General features: G+C 44.3%; 22 protein-coding genes. 11 read left to right on the plus strand and 11 right to left on the minus strand.

Features of this window, described 5'->3' with window-relative positions; translation table 11 throughout:
• Positions 1-40: 40 nt before the first annotated feature.
• Positions 41-1,126, minus strand: a complete 1,086-nt coding sequence (gene hemH / locus QZV86_RS00170) for a ferrochelatase (protein ID WP_295623264.1) — start codon at positions 1,124-1,126, stop codon at positions 41-43.
• Positions 1,127-1,257: 131 nt separating this feature from the next.
• Positions 1,258-2,277, minus strand: a complete 1,020-nt coding sequence (hrcA, locus tag QZV86_RS00175) for a heat-inducible transcriptional repressor HrcA (protein ID WP_295623265.1) — start codon at positions 2,275-2,277, stop codon at positions 1,258-1,260.
• Positions 2,278-2,570: 293 nt separating this feature from the next.
• Here hrcA and QZV86_RS00180 point away from each other — a divergent pair, with 293 nt between their 5' ends.
• Positions 2,571-3,443: an NAD kinase gene (locus QZV86_RS00180; protein WP_295623266.1), complete on the plus strand. Its 873-nt coding sequence runs from the start codon at positions 2,571-2,573 to the stop codon at positions 3,441-3,443.
• Positions 3,444-3,465: 22 nt separating this feature from the next.
• On the plus strand, positions 3,466-5,145 hold the full coding sequence (recN, locus tag QZV86_RS00185) for a DNA repair protein RecN (RefSeq protein ID WP_295623267.1): 1,680 nt from the start codon (positions 3,466-3,468) through the stop codon (positions 5,143-5,145).
• A gap of 41 nt (positions 5,146-5,186) precedes the next feature.
• Here the strand turns inward: recN and QZV86_RS00190 are convergent, their stop codons facing one another.
• From QZV86_RS00190 to QZV86_RS00200, 3 genes are all read right to left on the minus strand, one after another.
• Entirely contained in the window at positions 5,187-5,432 is a 246-nt protein-coding gene (locus QZV86_RS00190; RefSeq protein WP_295623268.1) for a hypothetical protein, read from the minus strand.
• A 160-nt stretch (positions 5,433-5,592) separates the two neighbouring features.
• The gene (locus QZV86_RS00195; protein WP_295623269.1) at positions 5,593-7,140 is read right to left on the minus strand and encodes a fused MFS/spermidine synthase; all 1,548 of its coding nucleotides are present in this window, start codon (positions 7,138-7,140) and stop codon (positions 5,593-5,595) included.
• Positions 7,141-7,149: 9 nt separating this feature from the next.
• Positions 7,150-8,457, minus strand: a complete 1,308-nt coding sequence (locus QZV86_RS00200) for an amidohydrolase (RefSeq protein WP_295623270.1) — start codon at positions 8,455-8,457, stop codon at positions 7,150-7,152.
• 753 nt (positions 8,458-9,210) lie between these two features.
• Here QZV86_RS00200 and QZV86_RS00205 point away from each other — a divergent pair.
• The 4 genes from QZV86_RS00205 (at position 9,211) to QZV86_RS00220 (ending at position 12,098) form a co-directional block, all read left to right on the plus strand.
• Positions 9,211-9,966, plus strand: a complete 756-nt coding sequence (locus QZV86_RS00205) for a hypothetical protein (protein ID WP_295623271.1) — start codon at positions 9,211-9,213, stop codon at positions 9,964-9,966.
• Between the two features lie 88 nt (positions 9,967-10,054).
• Entirely contained in the window at positions 10,055-10,627 is a 573-nt protein-coding gene (locus QZV86_RS00210; RefSeq protein WP_295623272.1) for a HEAT repeat domain-containing protein, read from the plus strand.
• A gap of 86 nt (positions 10,628-10,713) precedes the next feature.
• Positions 10,714-11,175 (plus strand): hypothetical protein, encoded by a 462-nt coding sequence (locus QZV86_RS00215; RefSeq protein ID WP_295623273.1) that lies wholly within the window; start codon positions 10,714-10,716, stop codon positions 11,173-11,175.
• Positions 11,176-11,636: 461 nt separating this feature from the next.
• The gene (locus QZV86_RS00220; protein WP_295623274.1) at positions 11,637-12,098 is read left to right on the plus strand and encodes a hypothetical protein; all 462 of its coding nucleotides are present in this window, start codon (positions 11,637-11,639) and stop codon (positions 12,096-12,098) included.
• 208 nt (positions 12,099-12,306) lie between these two features.
• Here the strand turns inward: QZV86_RS00220 and ubiE are convergent, their stop codons facing one another.
• Together ubiE and QZV86_RS00230 are read right to left on the minus strand one after the other, a co-directional pair.
• Positions 12,307-13,041 carry a bifunctional demethylmenaquinone methyltransferase/2-methoxy-6-polyprenyl-1,4-benzoquinol methylase UbiE gene (gene ubiE / locus QZV86_RS00225; protein ID WP_295623275.1) on the minus strand — a complete coding sequence of 245 codons (735 nt, stop codon included), beginning with the start codon at positions 13,039-13,041 and terminating at the stop codon, positions 12,307-12,309.
• A gap of 62 nt (positions 13,042-13,103) precedes the next feature.
• Entirely contained in the window at positions 13,104-13,514 is a 411-nt protein-coding gene (locus QZV86_RS00230; RefSeq protein WP_295623276.1) for a DUF971 domain-containing protein, read from the minus strand.
• Positions 13,515-13,609: 95 nt separating this feature from the next.
• On the opposite strand from QZV86_RS00230, the gene phoB reads away from it, so the two are divergent.
• Entirely contained in the window at positions 13,610-14,332 is a 723-nt protein-coding gene (phoB, locus tag QZV86_RS00235) for a phosphate regulon transcriptional regulator PhoB (RefSeq protein WP_295623277.1), read from the plus strand.
• 160 nt (positions 14,333-14,492) lie between these two features.
• The gene (gene phoR / locus QZV86_RS00240; protein ID WP_295623278.1) at positions 14,493-15,800 is read left to right on the plus strand and encodes a phosphate regulon sensor histidine kinase PhoR; all 1,308 of its coding nucleotides are present in this window, start codon (positions 14,493-14,495) and stop codon (positions 15,798-15,800) included.
• A 165-nt stretch (positions 15,801-15,965) separates the two neighbouring features.
• Here the strand turns inward: phoR and QZV86_RS00245 are convergent, their stop codons facing one another.
• Both QZV86_RS00245 and lgt read right to left on the minus strand, forming a co-directional pair.
• Complete coding sequence (locus QZV86_RS00245) at positions 15,966-16,355, minus strand: hypothetical protein (protein ID WP_295623279.1); 390 nt, start codon at positions 16,353-16,355, stop codon at positions 15,966-15,968.
• Positions 16,356-16,454: 99 nt separating this feature from the next.
• A complete protein-coding gene (gene lgt / locus QZV86_RS00250; protein WP_295623280.1) occupies positions 16,455-17,297 on the minus strand; it encodes a prolipoprotein diacylglyceryl transferase in 843 nt (280 codons plus the stop codon).
• A gap of 99 nt (positions 17,298-17,396) precedes the next feature.
• On the opposite strand from lgt, the gene ilvD reads away from it, so the two are divergent.
• The 3 genes from ilvD (at position 17,397) to QZV86_RS00265 (ending at position 20,123) form a co-directional block, all read left to right on the plus strand.
• Positions 17,397-19,070 (plus strand): dihydroxy-acid dehydratase, encoded by a 1,674-nt coding sequence (ilvD, locus tag QZV86_RS00255; protein WP_295623281.1) that lies wholly within the window; start codon positions 17,397-17,399, stop codon positions 19,068-19,070.
• A gap of 238 nt (positions 19,071-19,308) precedes the next feature.
• Positions 19,309-19,620, plus strand: coding sequence for a c-type cytochrome (locus QZV86_RS00260; protein WP_295623282.1), 312 nt, complete (start codon positions 19,309-19,311; stop codon positions 19,618-19,620).
• 86 nt (positions 19,621-19,706) lie between these two features.
• Positions 19,707-20,123, plus strand: coding sequence for an OsmC family protein (locus QZV86_RS00265; RefSeq protein ID WP_295623283.1), 417 nt, complete (start codon positions 19,707-19,709; stop codon positions 20,121-20,123).
• A gap of 32 nt (positions 20,124-20,155) precedes the next feature.
• On the opposite strand, the gene QZV86_RS00270 is transcribed toward QZV86_RS00265, so the two are convergent.
• Together QZV86_RS00270 and QZV86_RS00275 are read right to left on the minus strand one after the other, a co-directional pair.
• On the minus strand, positions 20,156-20,536 hold the full coding sequence (locus QZV86_RS00270) for a transposase (protein ID WP_295623312.1): 381 nt from the start codon (positions 20,534-20,536) through the stop codon (positions 20,156-20,158).
• Between the two features lie 104 nt (positions 20,537-20,640).
• On the minus strand, positions 20,641-21,417 hold the full coding sequence (locus QZV86_RS00275; protein WP_295623284.1) for a hypothetical protein: 777 nt from the start codon (positions 21,415-21,417) through the stop codon (positions 20,641-20,643).
• Positions 21,418-21,522: the final 105 nt, after the last annotated feature.

Genomic DNA, 21,522 nt, shown 5'->3' on the forward strand with positions numbered 1-21,522 from the left:
TCATTTCCCCTCGAATTATCGAGGGGAAAAATTTTGTTGATTAGTTTTTTGCTCCCATTTCCAAAGCTAGTTTTCTTGATAACTGAGCCGCTACTTCGGAAACATCACTATCCAGCCACCCTTGCAAATGGGTACAAGTAATATCCGACAATGCTTGAATCCAGTCGTTTCGCTCATTCAGACAAGGAATGTAATGAAATTCCTTGCCACCTGCTTGAATAAACGTGTTTTTTGCTTCAATCGCAATTTCTTCGAGTGTTTCTAGGCAGTCAGATACAAATCCAGGGCATATTACATCAACCCGTTGTGTTCGTGCTTTTCCCAATTGCTCCAGGGTGACTGCGGTGTAAGGAGTTAGCCATTTAGCTTTACCAAAGCGCGATTGGAAGCAAACAATATATTGGCTTGCGTCCAAAGCCAATGCTTCAGCCAATAATCGTCCAGTTTTTTGGCACGCGCAATGATAGGGATCTCCCTTGTCCAGGCTTGAGCGTGGCGTGCCGTGGAAGCTGATGATTAATTTATCAGGTCGTCCATGTGTGCTCCAGTAATCGCGCACATTGTGTGTCAGTGCTGCGATATAAGCCGGTTCATCGTGGTACTGCTTGACGGTGCGTATAGCCGGTTGATTCCGCATTCGGTTTAATACTGTGAAGACATTGTCCATCGCCGCTGCAGTGCTGCTGGCGGCATACTGGGGAAAGAGTGGAATAACAAGAATGCGTTCGCAACCCTGCTCTTGCATGTTGTGCAGAATAGCAGCTACTGAGGGTTTGCCTATATTCATTGCGTATTCGACCATAGGCGGGTTTTTTAACCGAATCTGCAATGCTTCTCGTAGCAGTTTCGTTTGTCGTTCAGTGTGAATTTTAAGTGGCGAGCCTTCGGGCATCCAGATTTTTGCGTATTTCTCTGCTGATGCTTTAGGTCTGAAAGGTAGTATGAAGCCATGCAGAATTGGCCACCAAATCACCCGAGGTACTTCAATGACGCGAGGGTTGCTTAGAAATTCCTTGAGATAAGGACGTAGCGCCTGAGCTGTTGGCGCGTCAGGTGTTCCTAAATTAATTAACAGTACGCCAGTTCGATTACGCGAGCCATGTTGATAGAGAGATTTTGAGGTCATGAATTCTAAAGTTTGCCTTCATTTGAGAAAATAAATTAACGGTTTAACCAGATTTGCTAACTGGTAAAAAGTACGCAATTGCATAATGTGTGATTGCTATTGATGACAGTAAAAAGTTTGCTTAGTATAGTTCAATGCTGCGATAGACTATTGGAAAGCAGTTTTGCAGTAATTTCGACAATTGGGATAATGCGTTCATAAGCCATACGCCTGGGGCCGATTACGCCGACAGTGCCGACAATTGCGCCCTCCATTTCATAGGGTGCGGTCACCACGCTGAATTCTTGCAGCGATTCGACATCGGATTCGCCACCAATAAAGATTTTGACACCATGTGCTTGTCGACTTAATTCGAGTAATTGCAATAACTTGGTTTTGCGCTCAAATAACTCAAATAAATTTTTCAAGCTATTCAGATTATCTGATATGTCATTTATTTTTAATAAATTATGCTCCCCGGCTAGAACCACGACCTCGCTGCTTTCATTGACTGCATCGCCACCTACTTCAATCGCTGCACTCATGAGACTAATCATTTCACTGCGCAATTGTTTTAATTCGTCATCCAGGCGGCTGCGAATCTGGTCCAATGTACAGCCTGCATAGTGCTGATTGATGAAATTTCCGGCTTCGATCAGATCGGATTGACTGTAAGGGGTATTGGTAAAGAGAATCCGGTTTTGCACATCGCCTTCGGGTGTCACGATTATTAGCAAAATACGTTTCTCGGATAATGCCATAAACTCCACATAACGAAATACTGCGCCTTTTCGTTTGGGTGTGATTACGACACCGGCAAAACGAGTTAATTCTGACAACAATTGTGAAGCTGCACTGATCAAGCGTGATGGATTGTCAGGATGAAGTTGATTTTCCAGGTGATTCAATTCCATTTTATCGAGTTTTTCTACTACCAACAGCGTATCGACAAAAAGACGATATCCCTTGGGAGTTGGAATTCTTCCTGCTGAAGTATGCGGGCTGGCAACCAGCCCCATCTCTTCTAGATCTGCCATTACATTACGAATAGTCGCTGGGCTGAGATCAAGTCCGGAAAACTTTGACAGTGAACGCGAGCCAACTGGTTGGCCTTCGTGGATATATCGTTCTACCAGCGTTTTCAATAATATCTGTGCACGTTCATTTAACATGGTGTAATTCTACACGAATCAGTAGGATTCATAGTTTGGTTGTAAGAGTAATTTGTCGAATCTCATCTATGCTAAACTTCGTCGATAATGTTATTGCCCTAATGGTTTGACGCTTGCATGAGTAGTATAGGTATTTTGGGAGCGATTGGTATTGTGGATTAGCTATGTCCAATTTGGCCATTTTCAACTTTGCTAAATTTGTTTTGAGACTAACCTGTTTAATTTTAGAGATAACTTTAGTATTTAATTTAATTCTGCCGCGATACTATAAAAATAGGCTATTTTCCTAAGTTATGAACGCTTCATTTTCAACCATTGCACTGATCGGTAAGCATAAAAATCCTGAAATTGGGATGCCGCTACTGAAATTGGCCGAATATTTAACAGCGAAGAATTATACCGTTCTGCTTGATCACCTTACGGCATCACAGATTGATAGTGATAAATATCCAGCATTGACTTTGGAGGATATCGGCGCGCAGGCCGACTTGGCGGTAGTTATGGGGGGGGATGGCACCATGCTGAATATTGCACGGATGCTAGTCTCTTATGATGTGCCCTTAATCGGGATTAATCAGGGAAGACTGGGCTTTCTCACCGATTTATCGGTAGATACAATGTTTGAATGCCTTGATGAAATACTGGCTGAGAAATATATTACCGAGCGACGCATGTTGTTATATGCTGAAATTATTCGTAATGGTGTCAGTGTCTTCGGCAGTTTGGCATTTAATGATGTGGTGCTCTATCGCGGCATGAGCAGTGGCATGATTGAATTTGAAGTCAGAGTCAACAGCGAATATGTGAATACACTACGCTCTGATGGATTGATTGTAACTACACCGACCGGATCTACTGCTTATGCTCTGTCCTCCGGTGGTCCGATTTTGCATCCTGGTCTGGATCTGATAGCACTGGTGCCTGTCTGTCCACATACCCTCAGCAATCGTCCGATCGTGATCGGACCGGAATCTGTTGTTGAAATTCAGATGCAAAGTTGCGCGAACGTGCGCATCAATTGTGATAGTCATTCCTGCTTTGATTTGGAACTTACGGATAACATTATCGTGCGGCGTTTTCCCAAGACAGTACGATTGTTGCATTCGGATAATCACAGTTACTATCGTATGCTCAGGGAGAAGCTGGGTTGGAGTGAGTTTCCCTGATGTATGTACTGAATGCACGTCTATGCTAAGGCATTTGAGTATTAAAGATTTCGTTATCGTTGACGGGATTGAGCTTGATTTTATGCCCGGCTTTATAGTGCTGACTGGAGAAACGGGAGCAGGAAAATCAATTTTGATTGACGCATTGGCACTGGCCTTGGGGGAGCGCGGTGATGCCAGCCAGATAAGGTTGGGTTGCGAGCGCGCTGAAATCAACGTGCTATTTGAGATTAATCATTTGCCGGAGTTATTGCACTGGTTGAACGACAATGATTTGCAGGGTGATTCCGATACTTGCCTGATGCGTCGCATTATTGAAACCAATGGCCGGTCGCGCAGTTATATCAACGGGCATGCGGTTACACTCCAGCAATTACGTGTTGCCGGAGAGTATCTGGTGGCCATACACAGTCAGCATGCGCATCAATCCTTATTGCAGAAAGATGTGCAACGCGAATTGCTTGATGCTTTTGCAGGAAGTAGCGACTTGACACGAGCGGTTAAGGTGGCTTATCAACACTGGCAAGATTGTTATCAGCAAAGAGTAGCTATGAAACAACGTGCTACGGAATCATACGGCAAGCGCGAGCAACTCGAGTGGCAGTTGCAAGAATTAGCGACGTTAAATTTTACACCGGAAGAATGGCAAGTCCTACAAACCGATCATAGCCGGTTATCACATGTGGCAGCTTTGCTTGCTGCTGCGGAGACGAGCATTGATGCTTTATCTGAAAGTGAATTTTCCGTACTGACACAAATTAATGCTGCAAAAAGTGAATTGCAGGATCTATTGGAATTTGATCATCAACTCAAACCCATTACCGATTTGCTTGATTCCGCACAAATCCAATTGCAGGAGGGAATATACGAGTTGAAACATTATCGCCAGAATCTGGATCTGGATCCCCAGTTGTTACAGCAGATCGAACAACGAATGTCAGAGATTCATACGACGGCAAGGAAATTTCGTGTCACACCGGAAGGATTACCGCAATTGCTTGAGACAATCACTCAGGAACTGGAATCCCTGAATTCAGATTCGGACATTGACCATTTGCAAACACTCGAAGCTGCGGCGTTGACTGATTATCTCAAGCAAGCTAAGGCATTGAGTCATAATCGAAAAAAAGCCAGCGAAGATTTGTCAGTGCAGGTGACTGCGGCAATGCAAACGATTGCGATGGTTGGTGGTGAGTTTTCAGTGTCATTGATTGCATTGGAAACAGGCAATGCGCATGGTTTGGAGCAGATTGAATTTCAGGTGGCCGCACATCAAAGCCTGCCGTTGCGGCCTTTAGCCAAAGTAGCTTCGGGCGGTGAATTGTCACGCATCAGTTTGGCGATTCAAGTGATTACCAGTAAAGTGGGGGTTGTGCCCACACTCATTTTTGATGAAGTTGATGTCGGAATAGGTGGGCAAGTTGCAGAGATAGTTGGTCTCTTATTGAAGAAACTTGGAAAAGATCGGCAAGTTCTGTGCATTACACATTTACCGCAGGTTGCTGCGACCGGTGATCAACATTTGCACGTAATGAAGTGTATCAATAAACAAGCGAAGAATACGCAGGTGGTAAGTCACATTACGTTTCTGGATTCGCGGGAACGCATTGAAGAAATTGCCCGTATGCTGGGTGGTGTCAATATCACGGAAACCACGCGGCAGCATGCGGCGGAAATGTTGCAAAGTGGTAGTGGTAATTAGCTGTTTTATCTGCTCAAAAAGACGATCAGGTAAGAAGTAACTCAGTGACGATTTAATGCTGCTTCCAACATCATTAAAGCAATGCTCTGCTGCATGGCGATTTGTTTGGGGTCTTTTTCTTTGAGTGCACCGTTCTGGATCTGTTCTCTGGTTATGTCGTAGTAAATTTTCTTTCCGTTTCGCGAAAGTAGTACCTTGTGTCGAATCCCGCAATCAGTCAATAATTTCAATGCATGGTTGCGGCTGACGCCTCCGAGCGCTTCCGATATTTCTTTTAGGCTAAGCATGGTTTATTTTCCATTCTCATAGATTGATTTGGCCTTCCTCAGACACAGAATTATTGACACTACCGATAACTCAAAGGATTTCTGGTTAACAATGGTTAAAAATTCTGATCTCCAGTTCTTTTATGGTTTTTTCCGTTCTGACAATGTGAATGACATGTGTTTACCGGATAAAGTGATGGGTGCCGATTGAATCAACAATCATCCGTCGATAGTGCTCTGATTTACGGATTTGTAACAGTTCGAGATTGCTTAGGTTGTCGGTCAGGATTGTTCCATGCGCTGGGTCAATAGTTAATAATCTCTGATTTAACCAGGTGCGGTTGGAGAAAGGTATTGAATCATCGCCCAAATTGATGACATGATTTGTGGCGAGAAAAATGAAATCATTAAAATCTGCACCCGGATCGGAAATGAATACGTGTTGATGCGGGAAGACTTGCGCCAATGTTTTCGAAACAGAGGCCAGCGCCGCATTTTGACCATTATCCAGGAAAGAAACAAAATTCAGAGCAAGAATTCCGTGCCTTGAAAGCAAGCCGTGCAATTGCGCTAATGCTTCAACGGTCAATAAATGGGTTGGTTCGGTGCCGCCAGTGAATACATCCAGAATGATTAAATCATAAGGGCCTTTGAGCTGACGAATCTCATAACGCGCATCGCCGATGATTCTACGACCTGTTGGCATAAAGCCGAAATATTCGTTGGCCGCTTCGGCAACGGCAGGGTCAATTTCCAGCGTGTCCGTTACAATTCCTGCCTTATTCAAAGTCATAACCATATGTCCGGCGCCCTGGCCAATTAATAAGGCTTTCTCCATATTCGGTACGAGAAAAGGGATTTGCCCCACGATTTTCTGGTAGGTGAGGAGATTTTCTCCATGGCTGATACTGGCTGCGCCAATGGTGGAAGCGTCTGAAGTGAGCAAACGAATATTTTCCTTGGGCTTGTCAATTACGCGAACCCAACCGTATAAGCTTTCTCGTTCGAATCGGGTTTGGAAGGTATCACTGAATTCTGCTTGCCCTGAGCTGACGATTTGTGGAAACAAGCCAAATCCAATCACCAATAATAGGGTTGCCGGTACGATGACCGTTGTGGATTTTAGATATTTTCGTTCTATCCATGCCACTGCCATCGCTAATACCAATAGTGCAATCCCCAGGCCCACAAAAATTTCACGAGAGCCGATCAAAGGAAATAAATAAAAACCGAGAAATAGCGTGCCGATGACGCTGCCGACGGTACTGACCGCATAAATAGAGCCCGTGCTGGCGCCCACATTAGCCAGTGCGGAAGTGGATAATTTAACTGCAAAAGGCCCAACCATGCCCAGCATAATCAAGCTGGGCGAGAATAGGATCAGTGTGCTGATGAAGCTACCCAGACGCAAACCCAGCGGATCTGTGGCCAGTAAAACCGGCCCTGCCAGCCAGGGAATGATGAGTGTTAATAGTCCTGCCGTTGCGATAATGAGAGATAATCCAGATCGTGCCCGGTCGGCCCAGATTCCGCCCAGATAATAGCCAAGCGCCAGTGCGATCAGTGTGACAGCAATCAGTGAAGTCCAGACATACAGGCTGGCGCCATAGAAAGGCGCGATCAGCCGTGTGCCCAGCAACTCAATAACCATAACCGCTGCACCGGTGAGAAATACGGTGCAGTAAAGCCAGGCTTTGTCAAAAATAGTTGAAGATGAAGGAGTGTTCATGGATACCTTTTAGTGTTTTAACTTATTTTTCTTGAAATCGTTGATGATGATATGGCCATCGGAGATGACCAGATCGGGATATTCCAGCAATTTAAACCGTTCAAACGGATTGCCGCGGACGGCGATAATATCTGCCGGAGCATGTTTCATCAATGTGCCGAGCAACGGATAATTCAAATGCATTCCCGCTTCGGAAGTTGCTGACCTGAATACCCGCAGCACATCTCCAAAATCAATCCCGTCCGGACTGGTTAAATTCAACATCAAAACCATTTCTTCTGCGTTGATGCCCCAGGGCACATTGTCATGGCCAATTTCAGATCCATAGATAAATTTTGATTTTGAATCTGGACTATGAGACATGATGTGCGCAAGCTTATGCGCATTGGCGTGAATGCCAGTGCAACCTGATAGGGTATCCACCGTGGTTACGAAGGTTACGTTTTGTTCTACCGCACGATGTAATAAGTCCTCCCGAATTTCTGCGCAGGGGATATGTGACCATTCATCCACATCGGCATCTAGAGCCAGCTCAACCCCGGTATTTTCTCCGACATGGGCGGCTACCTTGCGGTTCAATGCATGCGCCTTGGTCACTATCACCTTGACGATATCCAAAGAAAGTAGTGGCCATGGTGTTTGCGGAGGCTCTCCGTGACCGTGGCTTGACATCCATGGCGCACCGGCTTCGCCTCCGGGTTCCAAAGCAATTTTGATCATGCTTGAACCACCAGCCACCAAATCGATTACGGTTTTCTCAGCTTCTTCAATGGTGGCAACCGCTACACCAATGGTACCGTATTTGTCATGACCACCAGACGTCTCGGTTCCGTGATTGCCGAAAATATTCAATGGATAACCATCTACTGCCTGAATGATAGGGCCAACGCTCAATATACGTAATGTGCCATTACCTCCCATCGGTTTCAAAAGCGGCCCGCCGGTATCACGGACAGTTGTGATGCCATGTTTCAATACTTTATCGCTAGGAATTTTTTGAAAAGTAATGTGTGCATGAGATTCAATAAAGCCTGGCAGAATAGTCGCATCACCTAATTTCATTTTCCTGCTGCATAATTCACCCAGTTGGTTTGGGTCACCGACTTGAACAATCTTATTGCCTTTAATCAAAACGGCTGCATTTTCGTGCAGGTCGAAGCCGTCAAAAACGCGATCGGCACTTAACACATAACATTGATTATTTGCAGCAGATTCTGCTGAGTCATTCTGTGCAAAAACATGCAGGCTGAGCGAGGCTGTCAAAGCCAAGATAATGAGTTGTATGATGGTTTTTAATTGATCAGTTCTGATTTTCATGTTTTTTGTCGGTAATTTTTTTATAAATTCTTCGATGGGTTTGCTGTGGTTTTACAACGCGCTTGTGAAGAATGATGTTCTAATTATCTTTGCAGTATGTTGATGATTTCTATCCGCATGGATTAATTATTTGCCATTTTAAGTAAAAAAAACAATATTGGTAATGCGACAAATTGTCGCAGCCGTGACAAGAAGAACCTGAAATAATGCCGGTTAATATTTTTTTAATATATTGTTTAATAATAGTTAATGTTCTTTTGTGAGATGCGCATTCTTGCTGTAATGCTGACCTGCGGCAATTTGTCACATTGTTTTTCTATGGTTTGATCAATAGTATCCATTCCTGAAGAAATTGCTGTTTATCTCCTAGCGATTTTTTTAAATGATGTCTCGTTGAATAATCTCTTGTGGTGCGAGCACTTGTATCTCTGGAAGCCTATCTTCTTACTGTAAGAGGAAAAGAAGTTAAACAACCGGTGGATAATTAAGCGCAATTAATACCCCGCAGCTTGCTGCGGGGTTTTTTCTTTTGGAGATAGACAGTTGGGGTGCGACAATTTGCCACATTGCTTTTACGTGATAAGCAAAATAACATCGCGTCCTGAAATAAGTTCTTTTCTCTAGGGAGTAAAGGTATCTGGGTAGGTGGGAAAAGAATGGTTTCAGTTGCCCTTTGAGATCCACCTCAAAAGGCAACTATAGTGAGAAAGTATAAAAAATTCTATTAATAAGTTAAAAAGAGGTCTTTACAACATGTTAACAAAACAATTTAAGTCTTTTACCCATACTGCGTTAGCGACTGCTCTGCTGTTGGGTCTCTCACAAAACGTATTATCGCATACTCGCCTGGAAATTCCTGCAGGAACCGAAGGGGTGAGAATTACTAATAATGTGGTTATTGGCCATGGTTGCGGAGATAATACTTTTGTAACTAAAAGTTCAATAGTTTTTCCAGATGGTGTGGATTCAATTGTCAAAGTCAATGGCGCAGTTTCATCTGACACCATTGATGTACACGTTGCAAATTGGGGTAATTTATTTCAGAAAGTGTTGGAGCCAGTTGTTTTTAAAGCAGAAGATGAGAAGACTGATGGTAGCGGTAATGTCGTAGGGTTTTATGTGAAAGATGGCAAAATGCCGAATCATTATGCAAGCTATCTTAAATTTAGAGCCGGTGCGGTTTTGTTTGAACCGACCTCCTGTGCTTCTAGCTTAAAAATTGTTATACCAATTGCGGATATTTGCAAGCAAACACCGATATCAGGCTTTGCCGATGGGAAGCTTAATCTCTGGACACCGGCGGTAGGATCTGATTATGACGGTCCTGGATTGCATGGTTACGATTCTCCAGCAACTTACACGGTAAATCGTGATCTGGTTGTCAATCCACTACCCGGAAGTTGTTCGGCGACAGGAGATGTGGTTGATTTGGTTCCATCCGCAGCGCAGATCAACCGTGATATGCCAATCAAAAACAAGAAGGGTGTGCAGATTTGGCCAAAACCATAAAATGATGGTGATGTATTAGCTTTCTGTTGTAAGGGGAGGTGAGCGGTGTGGGAGCTCTTGTTCATCTCCTAATTTTTGAGGAGCCAAGATGTTGAAATTACCAAATCATAAGAGTGGCATAGCCATGCCGCTCGTTATTTCTTTTATTGTAATGGCCGGATTTGCGAATCATGTGTTTGCAGACAATGCAAAAGCGAGCTCGCCTTCCAGCTTGGATTCCATCCAGATTTATTGCATGGCGGAACAGGGCAGTGCAGCGGAGCCTGATGCTAATTTTACCGAGACTATAATCGACCTTGCGGCATCGAATGATCCGGCACAAAGAGTAAGCGCCTTGTCGCAACTGGCAGAAAAAGGATCGATTGACGCCGGCGTTGTAGAGAAAATTCTGCAAACCGCGATTCAAGATGCCGACCCGAACGTCAGAGGACAGGCAGTTTATGCCTTTGCACAGCAAGGTTGCGGTGATCTTTTTGTAGTACTTGAACAAGCTTTGCAAGACACCGAGCTTTCAGTACGGCTGATGGCGTTGGATAGTTTGGGTGCTGATGAAAGAAGCGTAGCGCTACTTAAAGAAATCGTTGAAGACGAAGACGAAACTGAAGCTATCAAAGATCTGGCTGCGATGAAATTGGAATCTTTGAGCACAAGTAGTAATTAAGGCTTAAGGCTTAAGGCAGTGGCATTTAATAAGCTGCTTATGCTATCGATGGAATTGTAAGATTATCTTATTTAAGAGGGTTGAAGATGAAATTCTCAAATTTGAAGGGAATATTTGTTTCGGTTTTTGGATTAATGGCGTTATATGCAGGCACTGTTTCGGCGCATAACCAAGCGGGCAGCTTTACCACCGGCTTAGCGGCTGCGGTTGACTTTTATCAGGCCACTTGTTTTGACGATGGAAGTGGTGCGCCGTCCTATCTCGAAGCGCAAGTCAAAGATATGACAGCCAGCACCGCCAAAGCCAGCATACTCGTGCATAAAGGAACCAGTTGCACCACCAATAAGTGCGCGCAATTTAGTGTCGACACTACGGATAGCAACACCACCTACAGTCCTTTAGTGACCGTAAAGCAAGGTGCCGGGGTATATAGCATATTCGTGATGCATACGGCAGCAGGCACGGATAGTTATGATGTGGCGCTCCATTGTAAAACCGCAGCCGGTGTACATACGGGTACCAGTGTCGTATCAAGACAGCAGCAATGATGCGTATCAGTTTCAATCGAATGGTTGTGCGTTTTTGAAAATAAGGGCGTTATCGGGTTTGTGCTGCAGATACTCAATCCTAACCACAAACAAAACAGACGGTAACGCTTTAATTTTGATGTCTTTAAGTGGTACTGGATTTGCATGAATCATTTGTTCACAGAGTATGTGAAAGCAAATTGGGTTTTCAGCCTGAGTCCAGCGTACATTGATTGTTTAGCCGGGAATGGTCATTTAGCTTTACGGTATCGAACAACCCCACACAAAGGGTAAGCACATTCTCGCGATTGGCCATGAAGGGTCGATTGGTGCTGGAGCCCTACAAAATTCCGCGTACAGCGATTCAAGATAACGATATCCAATAAACTGCTCGCGGTGTCGGCAGGATTGTAAAGTTATATCAGATGATCACTCGTGTTAAAGAGAGTGACAAAAAGATTGTTGATTTAAGGAGGTGTATGATGAAATTCTCAAATTTGAAGGGAATGCTTGTTTTATTGTTTGTATTGATGGCACTGAATGTTGGTACAGCTTCGGCGCATAATCAAGCGGGTAGTTTTACCACTGGTTTGGCGGCTGCGGTTGACTATTATCAGGCTACTTGTTTTGACGATGGAAGCGGCGCGCCGTCCTATCTCGAAGCGCAAGTCAAGGATATGACAGCCAGTTCAGCTAAAGTGAGTGTGCTCGTGCATAAAGGAACCAGTTGTGCCACCAAAAAGTGCGCGCAATTTAGAGTCGATAGCGGGGATCGCAACACCACTTACAGTCCCTTAGTGAAAGTTCCGCAAGGTTCTGGTGTATATAGTGTATTCGTGATGCATACGGCAGCAGGCACGGATAGTTATGATGTGGCGCTCCACTGTAAAACCTCAAGCGGTATACATACGGGAACCAGTGTCGTATCGAGACAACAACAATAATAATGAGCAGCATCTGCTTTAACTAAATTGTTGTAGCTACTTGAAAGTAAGAGTGTTGCCGTGTTCGTTAGTTTCAGTCTGCTGATCACAATCAATCAAACGGTAATGCTCGAGCTTTATGGAGATAGCCAAAGTGTGGTTCATGCATTACTTGTATGAGCTATATTTTTATTGAGGGATCTATTTTTTAGGTGGTTATTGATAGGGGTTAAAACTTATATCCACGATGGAGCGCTACAATGCCTGCAGTCAGATTAAAATATTCCACGCGCTCAAAGCCAACTTGTTCCATGAGCTCTTTTAATTCATCTTGCGAGGGATGCATGCGAATGGATTCCGCTAGATATTGATAGCTTTCCGCGTCATTAGTTATCGCTTTTCCCATGGCCGGCAGTAATTTGAATGAATAGGCATCATAGGCTGGTTGCAGCGGTTTCCAAATTTTGGAGAATTCCAGTACAAGAACAGTTCCGCCTGGTTTTATGACACGTAGCATTTCTTTGAGCGCAATATCCTTATGGGTCATATTTCGCAAACCAAAAGCCACACTGACACAGTTAAAATAATTGTCAGGGAAAGGTAATTTTTCGGCATCACATTGTGCAACCGGAGTCGGCGTACCTTCATCAATTAGGCGGTCACGCCCGATGGAAAGCATGGAATTGTTAATGTCTGTTAGCCATACTTGCCCGGACTTTCCTACTTTTTGCAAAAATAATACGCTTAAATCTCCAGTACCTCCTGCGATATCCAATACCTTGTCACCGGGTTTTATTCCGCTGGTTTCAATGACAAAGCGTTTCCATAACCGGTGCATTCCAACTGACATGAGATCGTTCATTAAATTGTAGCGTTCTGCGACAGAATGAAAAACCTCAGCGACTTTGCCTGCCTTTTCATCTTCTGTGACAGTATTAAAACCAAAATGGGTTGTTTTAGTCATGACATTAATTTTTGAATTCGATTGGATAAAGCGTATAGGTAATTGTAATTGTTGAGATTCAGTTATTCGCAGGAATGATTAGATTTTTGAGGTTTAATTTCGTGTTCGCGGCTGGCACCGGCTGCTTCTAAGCGCTGCAAGTAACGTGGCCACATTGTATCCTGATTAAGGCCAAAGTTATACAACAGATCCCATGAATAAAGTCCGGTATTATGACCATCGGTGAAATTGAGTTGTATGGCATAATTACCAACAGGCTCGATTTTGCTGATATTGACCGTCTTCTTGCCGGTTTGTAGTGTCTCTTGCCCCGGGCCATGACCACTCACTTCGGCAGAAGGTGAATGAACGCGCAAAAATTCACACGAGAATTGGAAAAATTTGCCATCGGAGAAAGTAACATCCAATATTCTGGATTGCTGATGTAATTTGATTTCAGTCGGATGTGGTGTGTTTTTGGTTAAACCGGCCATGATTATTGTTTAATATGATGAGTTAAAGTTAAGGGTATTCAATGGCTCCATTGTAACAAACTGTGCAAACAATTAATCGATGCAGGAATGCAAGCATGAGCGCAAAAATACTGATCGTGGAAGACGAAGCGGCTATCCGTGAGTTAATTGTTTATAATTTGCAGCAAGCCGGGTATGAAAGTATTTGTGCTGAGGATGCGGAGAAGGCAATGGCGATCATTCATGATGCATTGCCAGATTTGATTTTGTTGGATTGGTTGCTGCCGAATATGACGGGCATAGATTTTGCCAGAGTGCTGCGGCGCAATGAACGTACCCGTCTTATCCCGATTATTATGCTGACAGCACGAACCCAGGAAGCGGATAAAGTAGCCGGTCTGGAAATAGGTGCGGATGACTACGTAACAAAGCCTTTCTCGCCGCGTGAATTGATTGCACGAATTAATGCGGTTTTGCGTCGATTAATCCCGGAAGCTTCTGCACAAGTGGTTGAAATCCATGGATTGCGTTTAGATCCGGTCAATCATCGTGTTACAGATGGGAATAGAGAAATTGCACTGGGGCCTACTGAGTATCGTTTGCTGCATTTTATGATGTCACATACCGAGCGTGTATATTCGCGTAGTCAATTGTTAGATCGAGTATGGGGCGATCACGTATTTGTCGAAGAGCGCACTGTCGATGTGCATATCCGCCGGTTGCGGAAAGCCCTGCAATGGACCGGTAAAGACAGCTGGATACAAACTGTCAGAGGAGCAGGGTATCGGTTCTCGGCTGTTGCCGTGGTTCCCGCTAATGGTTCAAATAAGGAAATCTGATAATGTTTGCTGTGCATAATGTTACAGTGATGAAACTGATCGGCATAGAATGTTGATAAATGTGCATCGGTATCGTTATGATTCTGCAGAGCGAGTCAGCGAATTTTAAAAAAATCACAAAATTTTTCAGATAATTGTTTTATTGTAGGATAGTGCTTAAGTGTCTGATATCTGGCGGCGTTCATCAAACATTCTTTTTCTTATCTTTGTTACAGCGTTACTATGGATGATCTTTGGTGCTGTGAAGGCGCTGATTTTCTTCAGTGTAGTCATGCTGTGGGTCGTATTTCATCATATTCGTCACTTGGTCTTACTCGAGCGTTGGTTACAGCTTTCTGATCATTCTCCCGCGAGCATCCCCGCGGGTTCTGGAGCTTGGGATGATGTGTATGCACATTTGGCGCGCTACGTACGTGGGCATAGTCAGAGCCAGGAAAGGCTGAGTATTGCCTTAAAGCGTATGCAAAGTGTCACCTCTGCAATGCCCGATGGTATTGTTATTCTCGATATGAGTGATCGCATTGAATGGTGTAACACAGTTGCGGAAAAACACCTAGGCATCAATCTAGCATTGGATGTCGGTCAGCAGATTACCTATCTGGTGAGGCAGGTACCATTTGTTGAATATCTGGCCGCACGCCAATATACTAATCCATTGATTCTAAATCAGATACGATTGTATGGTTTGATTGTTTCTTTGCAGTTGGTGCCTTATGGTTATAACCAGAAGCTTTTGATCAGTCGCGATATTACGCGTTTTGAGAAAATAGAAACGATGCGGCGCGATTTTATTGCTAATGTCTCGCATGAATTGCGCACACCGCTTACTGTTATCAGTGGTTTTCTTGAAACACTATCCGCTGATGATAATGTTAATAGCGGTTTCAATAAGCGTGCCTTGGTATTAATGACAGAGCAGACAACTCGCATGCAGCGGTTAATTGAAGATTTGCTGATTTTGTCACGTCTTGAAAATGAGCAGAATAAGATAAGCGAAAAAACAGTGAATGTGGTTAGCTTGGCGCAAGATCTTTTGCAGGATGCGGAGTCCCTGAGTACAGGCCGACATCAAATAAAATTAACTATTGCTTCGCAAGATCAGCTCTTAGGAAGCGAAGAAGAGTTACGCAGTGCTTTTGGCAACTTGATCAGTAATGCGATTCGTTATACCCCAGATGGGGGCGAAATAAATATTAGTTGGGAAAAGCACCATGATCAAGGATTGTTTGTTGTACAAGATAGTGGAATCGGGATTGAGCTCGAGCACATTCCGCGCTTGACAGAGCGTTTTTATCGTATTGATAGCAGCCGTTCGAGAGAAACTGGCGGTACAGGACTTGGCTTGGCAATTGTCAAACATGTTTTGAACCGGCATGAAGCGCGTCTTGAAATTACCAGTCAAGTAGGTAAGGGGAGTCGATTTAATATCTGGTTTCCGGCTAAACGTTTAATTCCGGGAAATGCTTGACATATGGTGGGTGCGCGGGAACTTAATAGTAAGTGCGATTGCTGGCGACGAATAGTCGGGCTGAAGGATTTTAGATAGGTTGCCGGACAAAAAAACAGCCATCGGTTGTCCGGTGGCTGTCAGCTCTCTGTTGGATCCTTTGCAGATCCTTGCGTTGCTACTAAATTATCTGATTGCCGATGTACTTGGATCAAGATCAACACGGGCTTTCTTGATTGCTGAATTATCAAGATCCATTGTTATTTTTTTATGTAGATCCGCACTATTCAGACTTTCTGTCAACACTTCCTCGTATTCACGAATATTGGCTGCTGTATGTGATTTGAATTCTTGCCCTTGTCTACCATAGTAATAAGGATGTGTTTCGTACTCTTCGAGTGCGGCTTTATTTTTTTGTAATTTTGCTTCGGTTTCCTTGGCAACATTTTCATAATATTGTGTCAATGCGGCATGATTGTTGTCATCAATACCTTCTACTTCTACCGCCAATACTGGTAATACTATTAGGCTAAATGTCAAAACAGAAATTAATGTTAAGAATTTTTGTGCTTTCATGATCAGCTCCTGGAGTGGTAGATTGATGGCTGTCATAATAGCGGTACTTAATGCAACGAGTATATTGGGGTAACCCTGGTTTTTATCTAATGGTTTCCATTAGATGTTATGCTTTTTATTTTTATTATGTTTTCGTGAGTTTGTACTGGGTTGAGTATTGTTGGTTTGGTGTCGTGACCAAACAATTGCTGCGATTCCTGCCAAAATCATTGGAATCGATAGCCATTGTCCCATCGTCACCCCTAAAGTTAGTACGCCCATGAAGCCATCTTCCGGTTCGCGAAAGAATTCTGCGAACGAACGTAAAACACCGTAGCCAATCATAAATGCACCCGTAACCGCACCTGTTGCGCGAGGTTTGGTTGAGTAAATCCAGATGAAAATGAACAGTACTAAACCTTCAAGCGCAAATTGATACAATTGGGAAGGATGACGAGGGAGCTCGTCAACATATGGAAAAACCATACCCCATGGGACGTCAGTGGGGCGTCCCCATAATTCACCGTTGATGAAATTGCCAATGCGGCCTGCTGCTAATCCTGGTGGAATTAGTGGGATGACAAAATCGGTTACTGCTAGCCATGGTAATTTATATTTGCGGGCGAGCAATATCATCGCGACGAAGACGCCAAGAAATCCACCATGAAAAGACATGCCGCCTTCCCAAATAGCGAAAATATGTAGCGGATGTTCCAGATAATAGCCGAATTGATAGAACAATACGTGCCCTAGTCGTCCGCCCACAACGACACCAAGCATACCGTAAAATAGGGCGTCATCGAGCATCTCATAGGTGAAGGTGGCGTGCGGATTGTGTTTGATGCGATACCTCCCGAGCAAAATGAACGCCACAAAACCAAGCAAGTACATCAATCCATACCAATGTACAGAAAGCGGTCCTAGTGAGATGGCAACGGGATCAATTTGCGGGTGAACGAGCATAGTTTCGGCCTTATTTGCGGTAAAATATCAAGCATTATACCAATTGCACTGGTATACGCTGTGTTATACATTGTATTTTTATCTTATTCAGGAGCAAGCATGCCAGATAATAAACGTAGTCAGGCTATTACTCAGGGTACGCAACACGCACCCAGTCGTGCCATGTTGCGTGCGGTCGGTTTTAACGATGAGGATTTTAATAAACCGATTGTGGGTATTGCCAATGGCTATTCCACGATTACGCCATGTAATAAAGGGCTGAATGAACTGTCACTACAAACCGAAGCGGCATTAAAACGGGCAGGCGCTATGCCGCAGATGTTTGGCACTATCACGGTTTCGGACGGAATCTCGATGGGTACGGAAGGCATGAAGTATTCTCTGATTTCGCGCGAAGTGATTGCCGATTCGATTGAAACCTGCGTGCAGGCGGAAAGTATGGATGGTGTGATTACTATCGGTGGTTGCGATAAAAACATGCCGGGCGCGATGATCGCAATTGCGCGCATGAATGTGCCGGCAATTTTTGTCTATGGTGGTACGATAAAGCCCGGGCATTATAAAAATCAGGATCTGACCATTGTTAGCGTATTTGAAGCGGTGGGGCAGCACAGCGCGCATAAAATTGATGATGAAGAGTTGCTGCAGATTGAGCGTCATGCTTGCCCAGGCGCTGGTTCTTGCGGCGGCATGTTTACCGCCAATACGATGTCATCCGCGTTTGAAGCGATGGGTATGAGTTTGCCATATTCTTCTACAATGTCGGCTGAAGACGATGACAAATTGGTCAGTGCTGGACAATCCGCTGAAGTATTGGTTAATGCCATCAAAAAACAAATCCTGCCGCGTGACATCATTACGCGTAAATCAATAGAGAACGCTGTTGCAGTAATTATGGCAGTAGGCGGATCGACTAATGCCATACTGCATTTTTTAGCGATTGCGCACGCGGCTGAAGTCGAATGGAGTATTGATGATTTTGAGCGGATGCGCGGTAGAGTGCCGGTGTTATGCGACCTGAAGCCCTCTGGGTGCTATGTGACCGCCGATCTGCACCAGGCGGGCGGAATTCCACAAGTGATGAAAATGTTGCTGGATCATGAGCTGTTACACGGAGATTGCATCACGGTCAGTGGGCAGACCATTGCAGAAGTGTTGCAAGCAGTTCCAGGCACGCCACGCGCCGATCAGAATGTGATCCGTCAATGGGACAATCCGATGTATGCACAAGGGCATCTCGCTATTTTGAAAGGTAATTTGTCTACTGAAGGGTGCGTCGCGAAAATTTCCGGAATTAAAAATCCGAAAATTACTGGCCCTGCACGCGTATTTGAGTCGGAGGAAGCTTGCATGGCAGCAATTCTGGCACGCAAAATTCAACCTGGCGATGTGGTGGTGATTCGTTATGAAGGACCTAAAGGTGGCCCAGGAATGCGCGAAATGCTGTCTCCTACTTCCGCCTTGATCGGTGAGGGTTTGGGTGATTCCGTCGGATTGATTACCGATGGGCGTTTTTCCGGCGGTACTTACGGTATGGTGGTCGGACACGTGGCGCCAGAAGCTTTTGTCGGTGGGACTATTGCGCTGGTGAAGGAAGGAGATTCGATCACCATTGATGCCGAACAGAGACTGCTGCAATTGAACGTATCTGATGATGAGCTTGTGCAGCGCCGCGGATCTTGGCAACCACCGCAACCGCTTTATTCGCGCGGGGTGCTGGCCAAATATGCCAAGCTGGTGTCTAGTGCCAGCACAGGTGCGATAACAGATTAGTTCTTTGTATTGCCGATAATTTTGTTCAAAAGTATAGAACTGTGCTGGAACTAAACAATTTACTCTGAAGTCTCAGCAAAGCAGTATCATCAGAGTTTGTAGTTGGAGTGGTAAGTGCGTGAGAGAATATAGCAACAGGTGGAATATTAAAAATCACAAACTTACAGGAATTGCTGCAAGTCTGTAAAGTTCGGGTTAGAATATCAACCCATTTATAATTTTATAATAAGGAAGATATATGAAAAAAGTATTAATTGGAGCAGTAGCTGCGTCTGCCTTTTTCTTAGCTGGTGTTGCGCAAGCAGATGCCGATCTGGCAAAAAACAGTGGTTGTTTGAATTGCCATAATGTTGATACTAAGCTAGTTGGTCCAAGCCTGAAAGATATTAGCGCTAAATATGCAGGTCAGGATGGTGCGGCTGAAATGCTGGCAGAAAAAATCCTAAAAGGAAGTAATGGTGTCTGGGGTCCAATTCCAATGCCACCTAATGCTAACGTTAGTCCAGAAAATGCTAAAGTATTAGCTGATTTTATCCTGACACTGAAGTAATAAGTATTCAGAATTCAGAAAAGCCGATGCCTAACAGCATCGGCTTTTTGTTTGCATAAAATTTTTATTATTGTAGTGGAGTAAAGATGAAAACTCGTATTAAATGGAAAGGCAACGTCAGTTTCCTCGCTGAATCCGCTAGCGGTCATTCGATATTAATGGATGGTGCACCTGAAGCAGGGGGGCAGAATAAGGGGCCACGCCCAATGGAAATGCTGTTGATGGGGTTAGGTGGTTGCACTACATTTGATGTAGTGCTAATTTTGAAAAAAAGTCGTCAGGATATTACCGATTGCGAAGTGGAAATTGAAGCCGAGCGTGCACCTGTTGACCCAAAGGTATTTACTCATATCCATTTGCATTTCATTATTACGGGTCGCAATTTGAATTCACAACAAGTTGAGCGGGCTATTAATTTATCATCTGAGAAATATTGCTCGGCTTCCATCATGCTCAAGCAAACTGTTAAAATAACGCATGATTTCAAGATTATTGATGCCTAGTTATAACGAGAGCCTACTCAGAAATTCAGCGATCAGTTATACGCAGTCAAGCAAAAATTCTGGTTTGAGATGAATTGGTGGACACGTGTAAACCCAATTTTTCTGAGCATGTTCTTTTTTGTCGCACAAAATGCCATTTTGGCAGCAAGATTTTTTAGACAAATAGAAACCCGCACCCAAATAAGCAGGTTTATGACCAGGAAGATGCTGTTAATCCATGCGGCAGAGGTATCAGCGCGCCTGGCCCGAATATTGTTGAGTCGATATCCATACTTTCCTTGACCAAACTGTCCTTCAATTGGAATGTGCTCGCGATATTCCTGTCGACGTTGTGCTTTCAGGCGCATCAATTCATCTTTGTTTTCAGGTGTAATCTTTGGTGGACGCCCCAGTGGTATGCCTGAAAAGCGTATATGATTGCGTCCAGATAGCTACCTACGATTATCACGGGAACCATGTTGCGCGTCCCAGTGCAGTTTGTCGATATGCGCTAGCTCTTTGCCAGTTAGATTCACGCTTATTTTGGTGCCAAATTCAACTGCCTTGCCTTGCTTTCCCCTGATAATGGGCCGAAGATACGGCTGACTGATACTGACAATGCGACCATCGCAGCATCTGGTGTTTTGGTTTTGTACATCGCATGTTGTTGTCGGTATAGAGGGGGCAATACCCAGTAGCGGCGTAACAACCCATTGGGTAACGGCATGGTTGTGCCAAGCAGATACTCCGTCAGCATTTCTTCAATATGTTTTAAATTCCGCTGCAAGAACTGCAATTGCTGTCTGATACCGGCGCGGCGTTTTTTGTTGCATGCCCGTCTCAGCTTGACCAAACTGAGGTAGGCTTTCCTGGCGACCTCGCGATAAGTGCGCGGCTTCTTTTTCTGTGGACGATTACTTTTGGTATGCAGTTCATCAATGATACGCTCACTTAATTCACGCGCTTCGTTCAGCAGGCCAAGATCTGTCGGATAGCGTATGGCCTGTTCTGCAATGGTGGCATCCAGTATTAATTTGCCGTGATTCCGAGGTAGTTCATCTGCCAAAGATTGATCTGTCACCAATGCGGTGGCAGCATCACTGCTGCCCACATCACCGCTATTTGATACATTATTGTCGTCGTTGTCATGATCAATTGCCTTGACTGATTTCTTTGTCCTTCCAGGTTCAACAGTCTCTTCATCTGGAATCGATAATTTATGTTTAATAATCACCGCTCCGATCACAATTCTGGCATCTTTGGCTGGTGGGCGGCCCAGATTTGAGCATAACGTCTTATAGTAGCTCTTGGACAACTCATCCCACGGTAGCTAATCTCTCAGCTTTACCCAGCGATTATTGGGATCAAGGATCATGCCCGGCGGTGTATCAAATCCTTCGAGGGGCAGTTTTTTGGCTGA

Source organism: uncultured Nitrosomonas sp., from assembly GCF_902826915.1.
Classification (GTDB): Bacteria; Pseudomonadota; Gammaproteobacteria; order Burkholderiales; family Nitrosomonadaceae; genus Nitrosomonas.

What these genes read in the sequence shown, in the direction of transcription:
- hemH (WP_295623264.1), bottom strand. Translation starts at nt 1,126, where the DNA reads ATGACCTCAAAATCTCTCTATCAACATGGCTCGCGTAATCGAACTGGC.
- hrcA (WP_295623265.1), bottom strand. Translation starts at nt 2,277, where the DNA reads ATGTTAAATGAACGTGCACAGATATTATTGAAAACGCTGGTAGAACGA.
- QZV86_RS00180 (WP_295623266.1), top strand. Translation starts at nt 2,571, where the DNA reads ATGAACGCTTCATTTTCAACCATTGCACTGATCGGTAAGCATAAAAAT.
- recN (WP_295623267.1), top strand. Translation starts at nt 3,466, where the DNA reads ATGCTAAGGCATTTGAGTATTAAAGATTTCGTTATCGTTGACGGGATT.
- QZV86_RS00190 (WP_295623268.1), bottom strand. Translation starts at nt 5,432, where the DNA reads ATGCTTAGCCTAAAAGAAATATCGGAAGCGCTCGGAGGCGTCAGCCGC.
- QZV86_RS00195 (WP_295623269.1), bottom strand. Translation starts at nt 7,140, where the DNA reads ATGAACACTCCTTCATCTTCAACTATTTTTGACAAAGCCTGGCTTTAC.
- QZV86_RS00200 (WP_295623270.1), bottom strand. Translation starts at nt 8,457, where the DNA reads ATGAAAATCAGAACTGATCAATTAAAAACCATCATACAACTCATTATC.
- QZV86_RS00205 (WP_295623271.1), top strand. Translation starts at nt 9,211, where the DNA reads ATGTTAACAAAACAATTTAAGTCTTTTACCCATACTGCGTTAGCGACT.
- QZV86_RS00210 (WP_295623272.1), top strand. Translation starts at nt 10,055, where the DNA reads ATGTTGAAATTACCAAATCATAAGAGTGGCATAGCCATGCCGCTCGTT.
- QZV86_RS00215 (WP_295623273.1), top strand. Translation starts at nt 10,714, where the DNA reads ATGAAATTCTCAAATTTGAAGGGAATATTTGTTTCGGTTTTTGGATTA.
- QZV86_RS00220 (WP_295623274.1), top strand. Translation starts at nt 11,637, where the DNA reads ATGAAATTCTCAAATTTGAAGGGAATGCTTGTTTTATTGTTTGTATTG.
- ubiE (WP_295623275.1), bottom strand. Translation starts at nt 13,041, where the DNA reads ATGACTAAAACAACCCATTTTGGTTTTAATACTGTCACAGAAGATGAA.
- QZV86_RS00230 (WP_295623276.1), bottom strand. Translation starts at nt 13,514, where the DNA reads ATGGCCGGTTTAACCAAAAACACACCACATCCGACTGAAATCAAATTA.
- phoB (WP_295623277.1), top strand. Translation starts at nt 13,610, where the DNA reads ATGAGCGCAAAAATACTGATCGTGGAAGACGAAGCGGCTATCCGTGAG.
- QZV86_RS00245 (WP_295623279.1), bottom strand. Translation starts at nt 16,355, where the DNA reads ATGAAAGCACAAAAATTCTTAACATTAATTTCTGTTTTGACATTTAGC.
- lgt (WP_295623280.1), bottom strand. Translation starts at nt 17,297, where the DNA reads ATGCTCGTTCACCCGCAAATTGATCCCGTTGCCATCTCACTAGGACCG.
- ilvD (WP_295623281.1), top strand. Translation starts at nt 17,397, where the DNA reads ATGCCAGATAATAAACGTAGTCAGGCTATTACTCAGGGTACGCAACAC.
- QZV86_RS00260 (WP_295623282.1), top strand. Translation starts at nt 19,309, where the DNA reads ATGAAAAAAGTATTAATTGGAGCAGTAGCTGCGTCTGCCTTTTTCTTA.
- QZV86_RS00265 (WP_295623283.1), top strand. Translation starts at nt 19,707, where the DNA reads ATGAAAACTCGTATTAAATGGAAAGGCAACGTCAGTTTCCTCGCTGAA.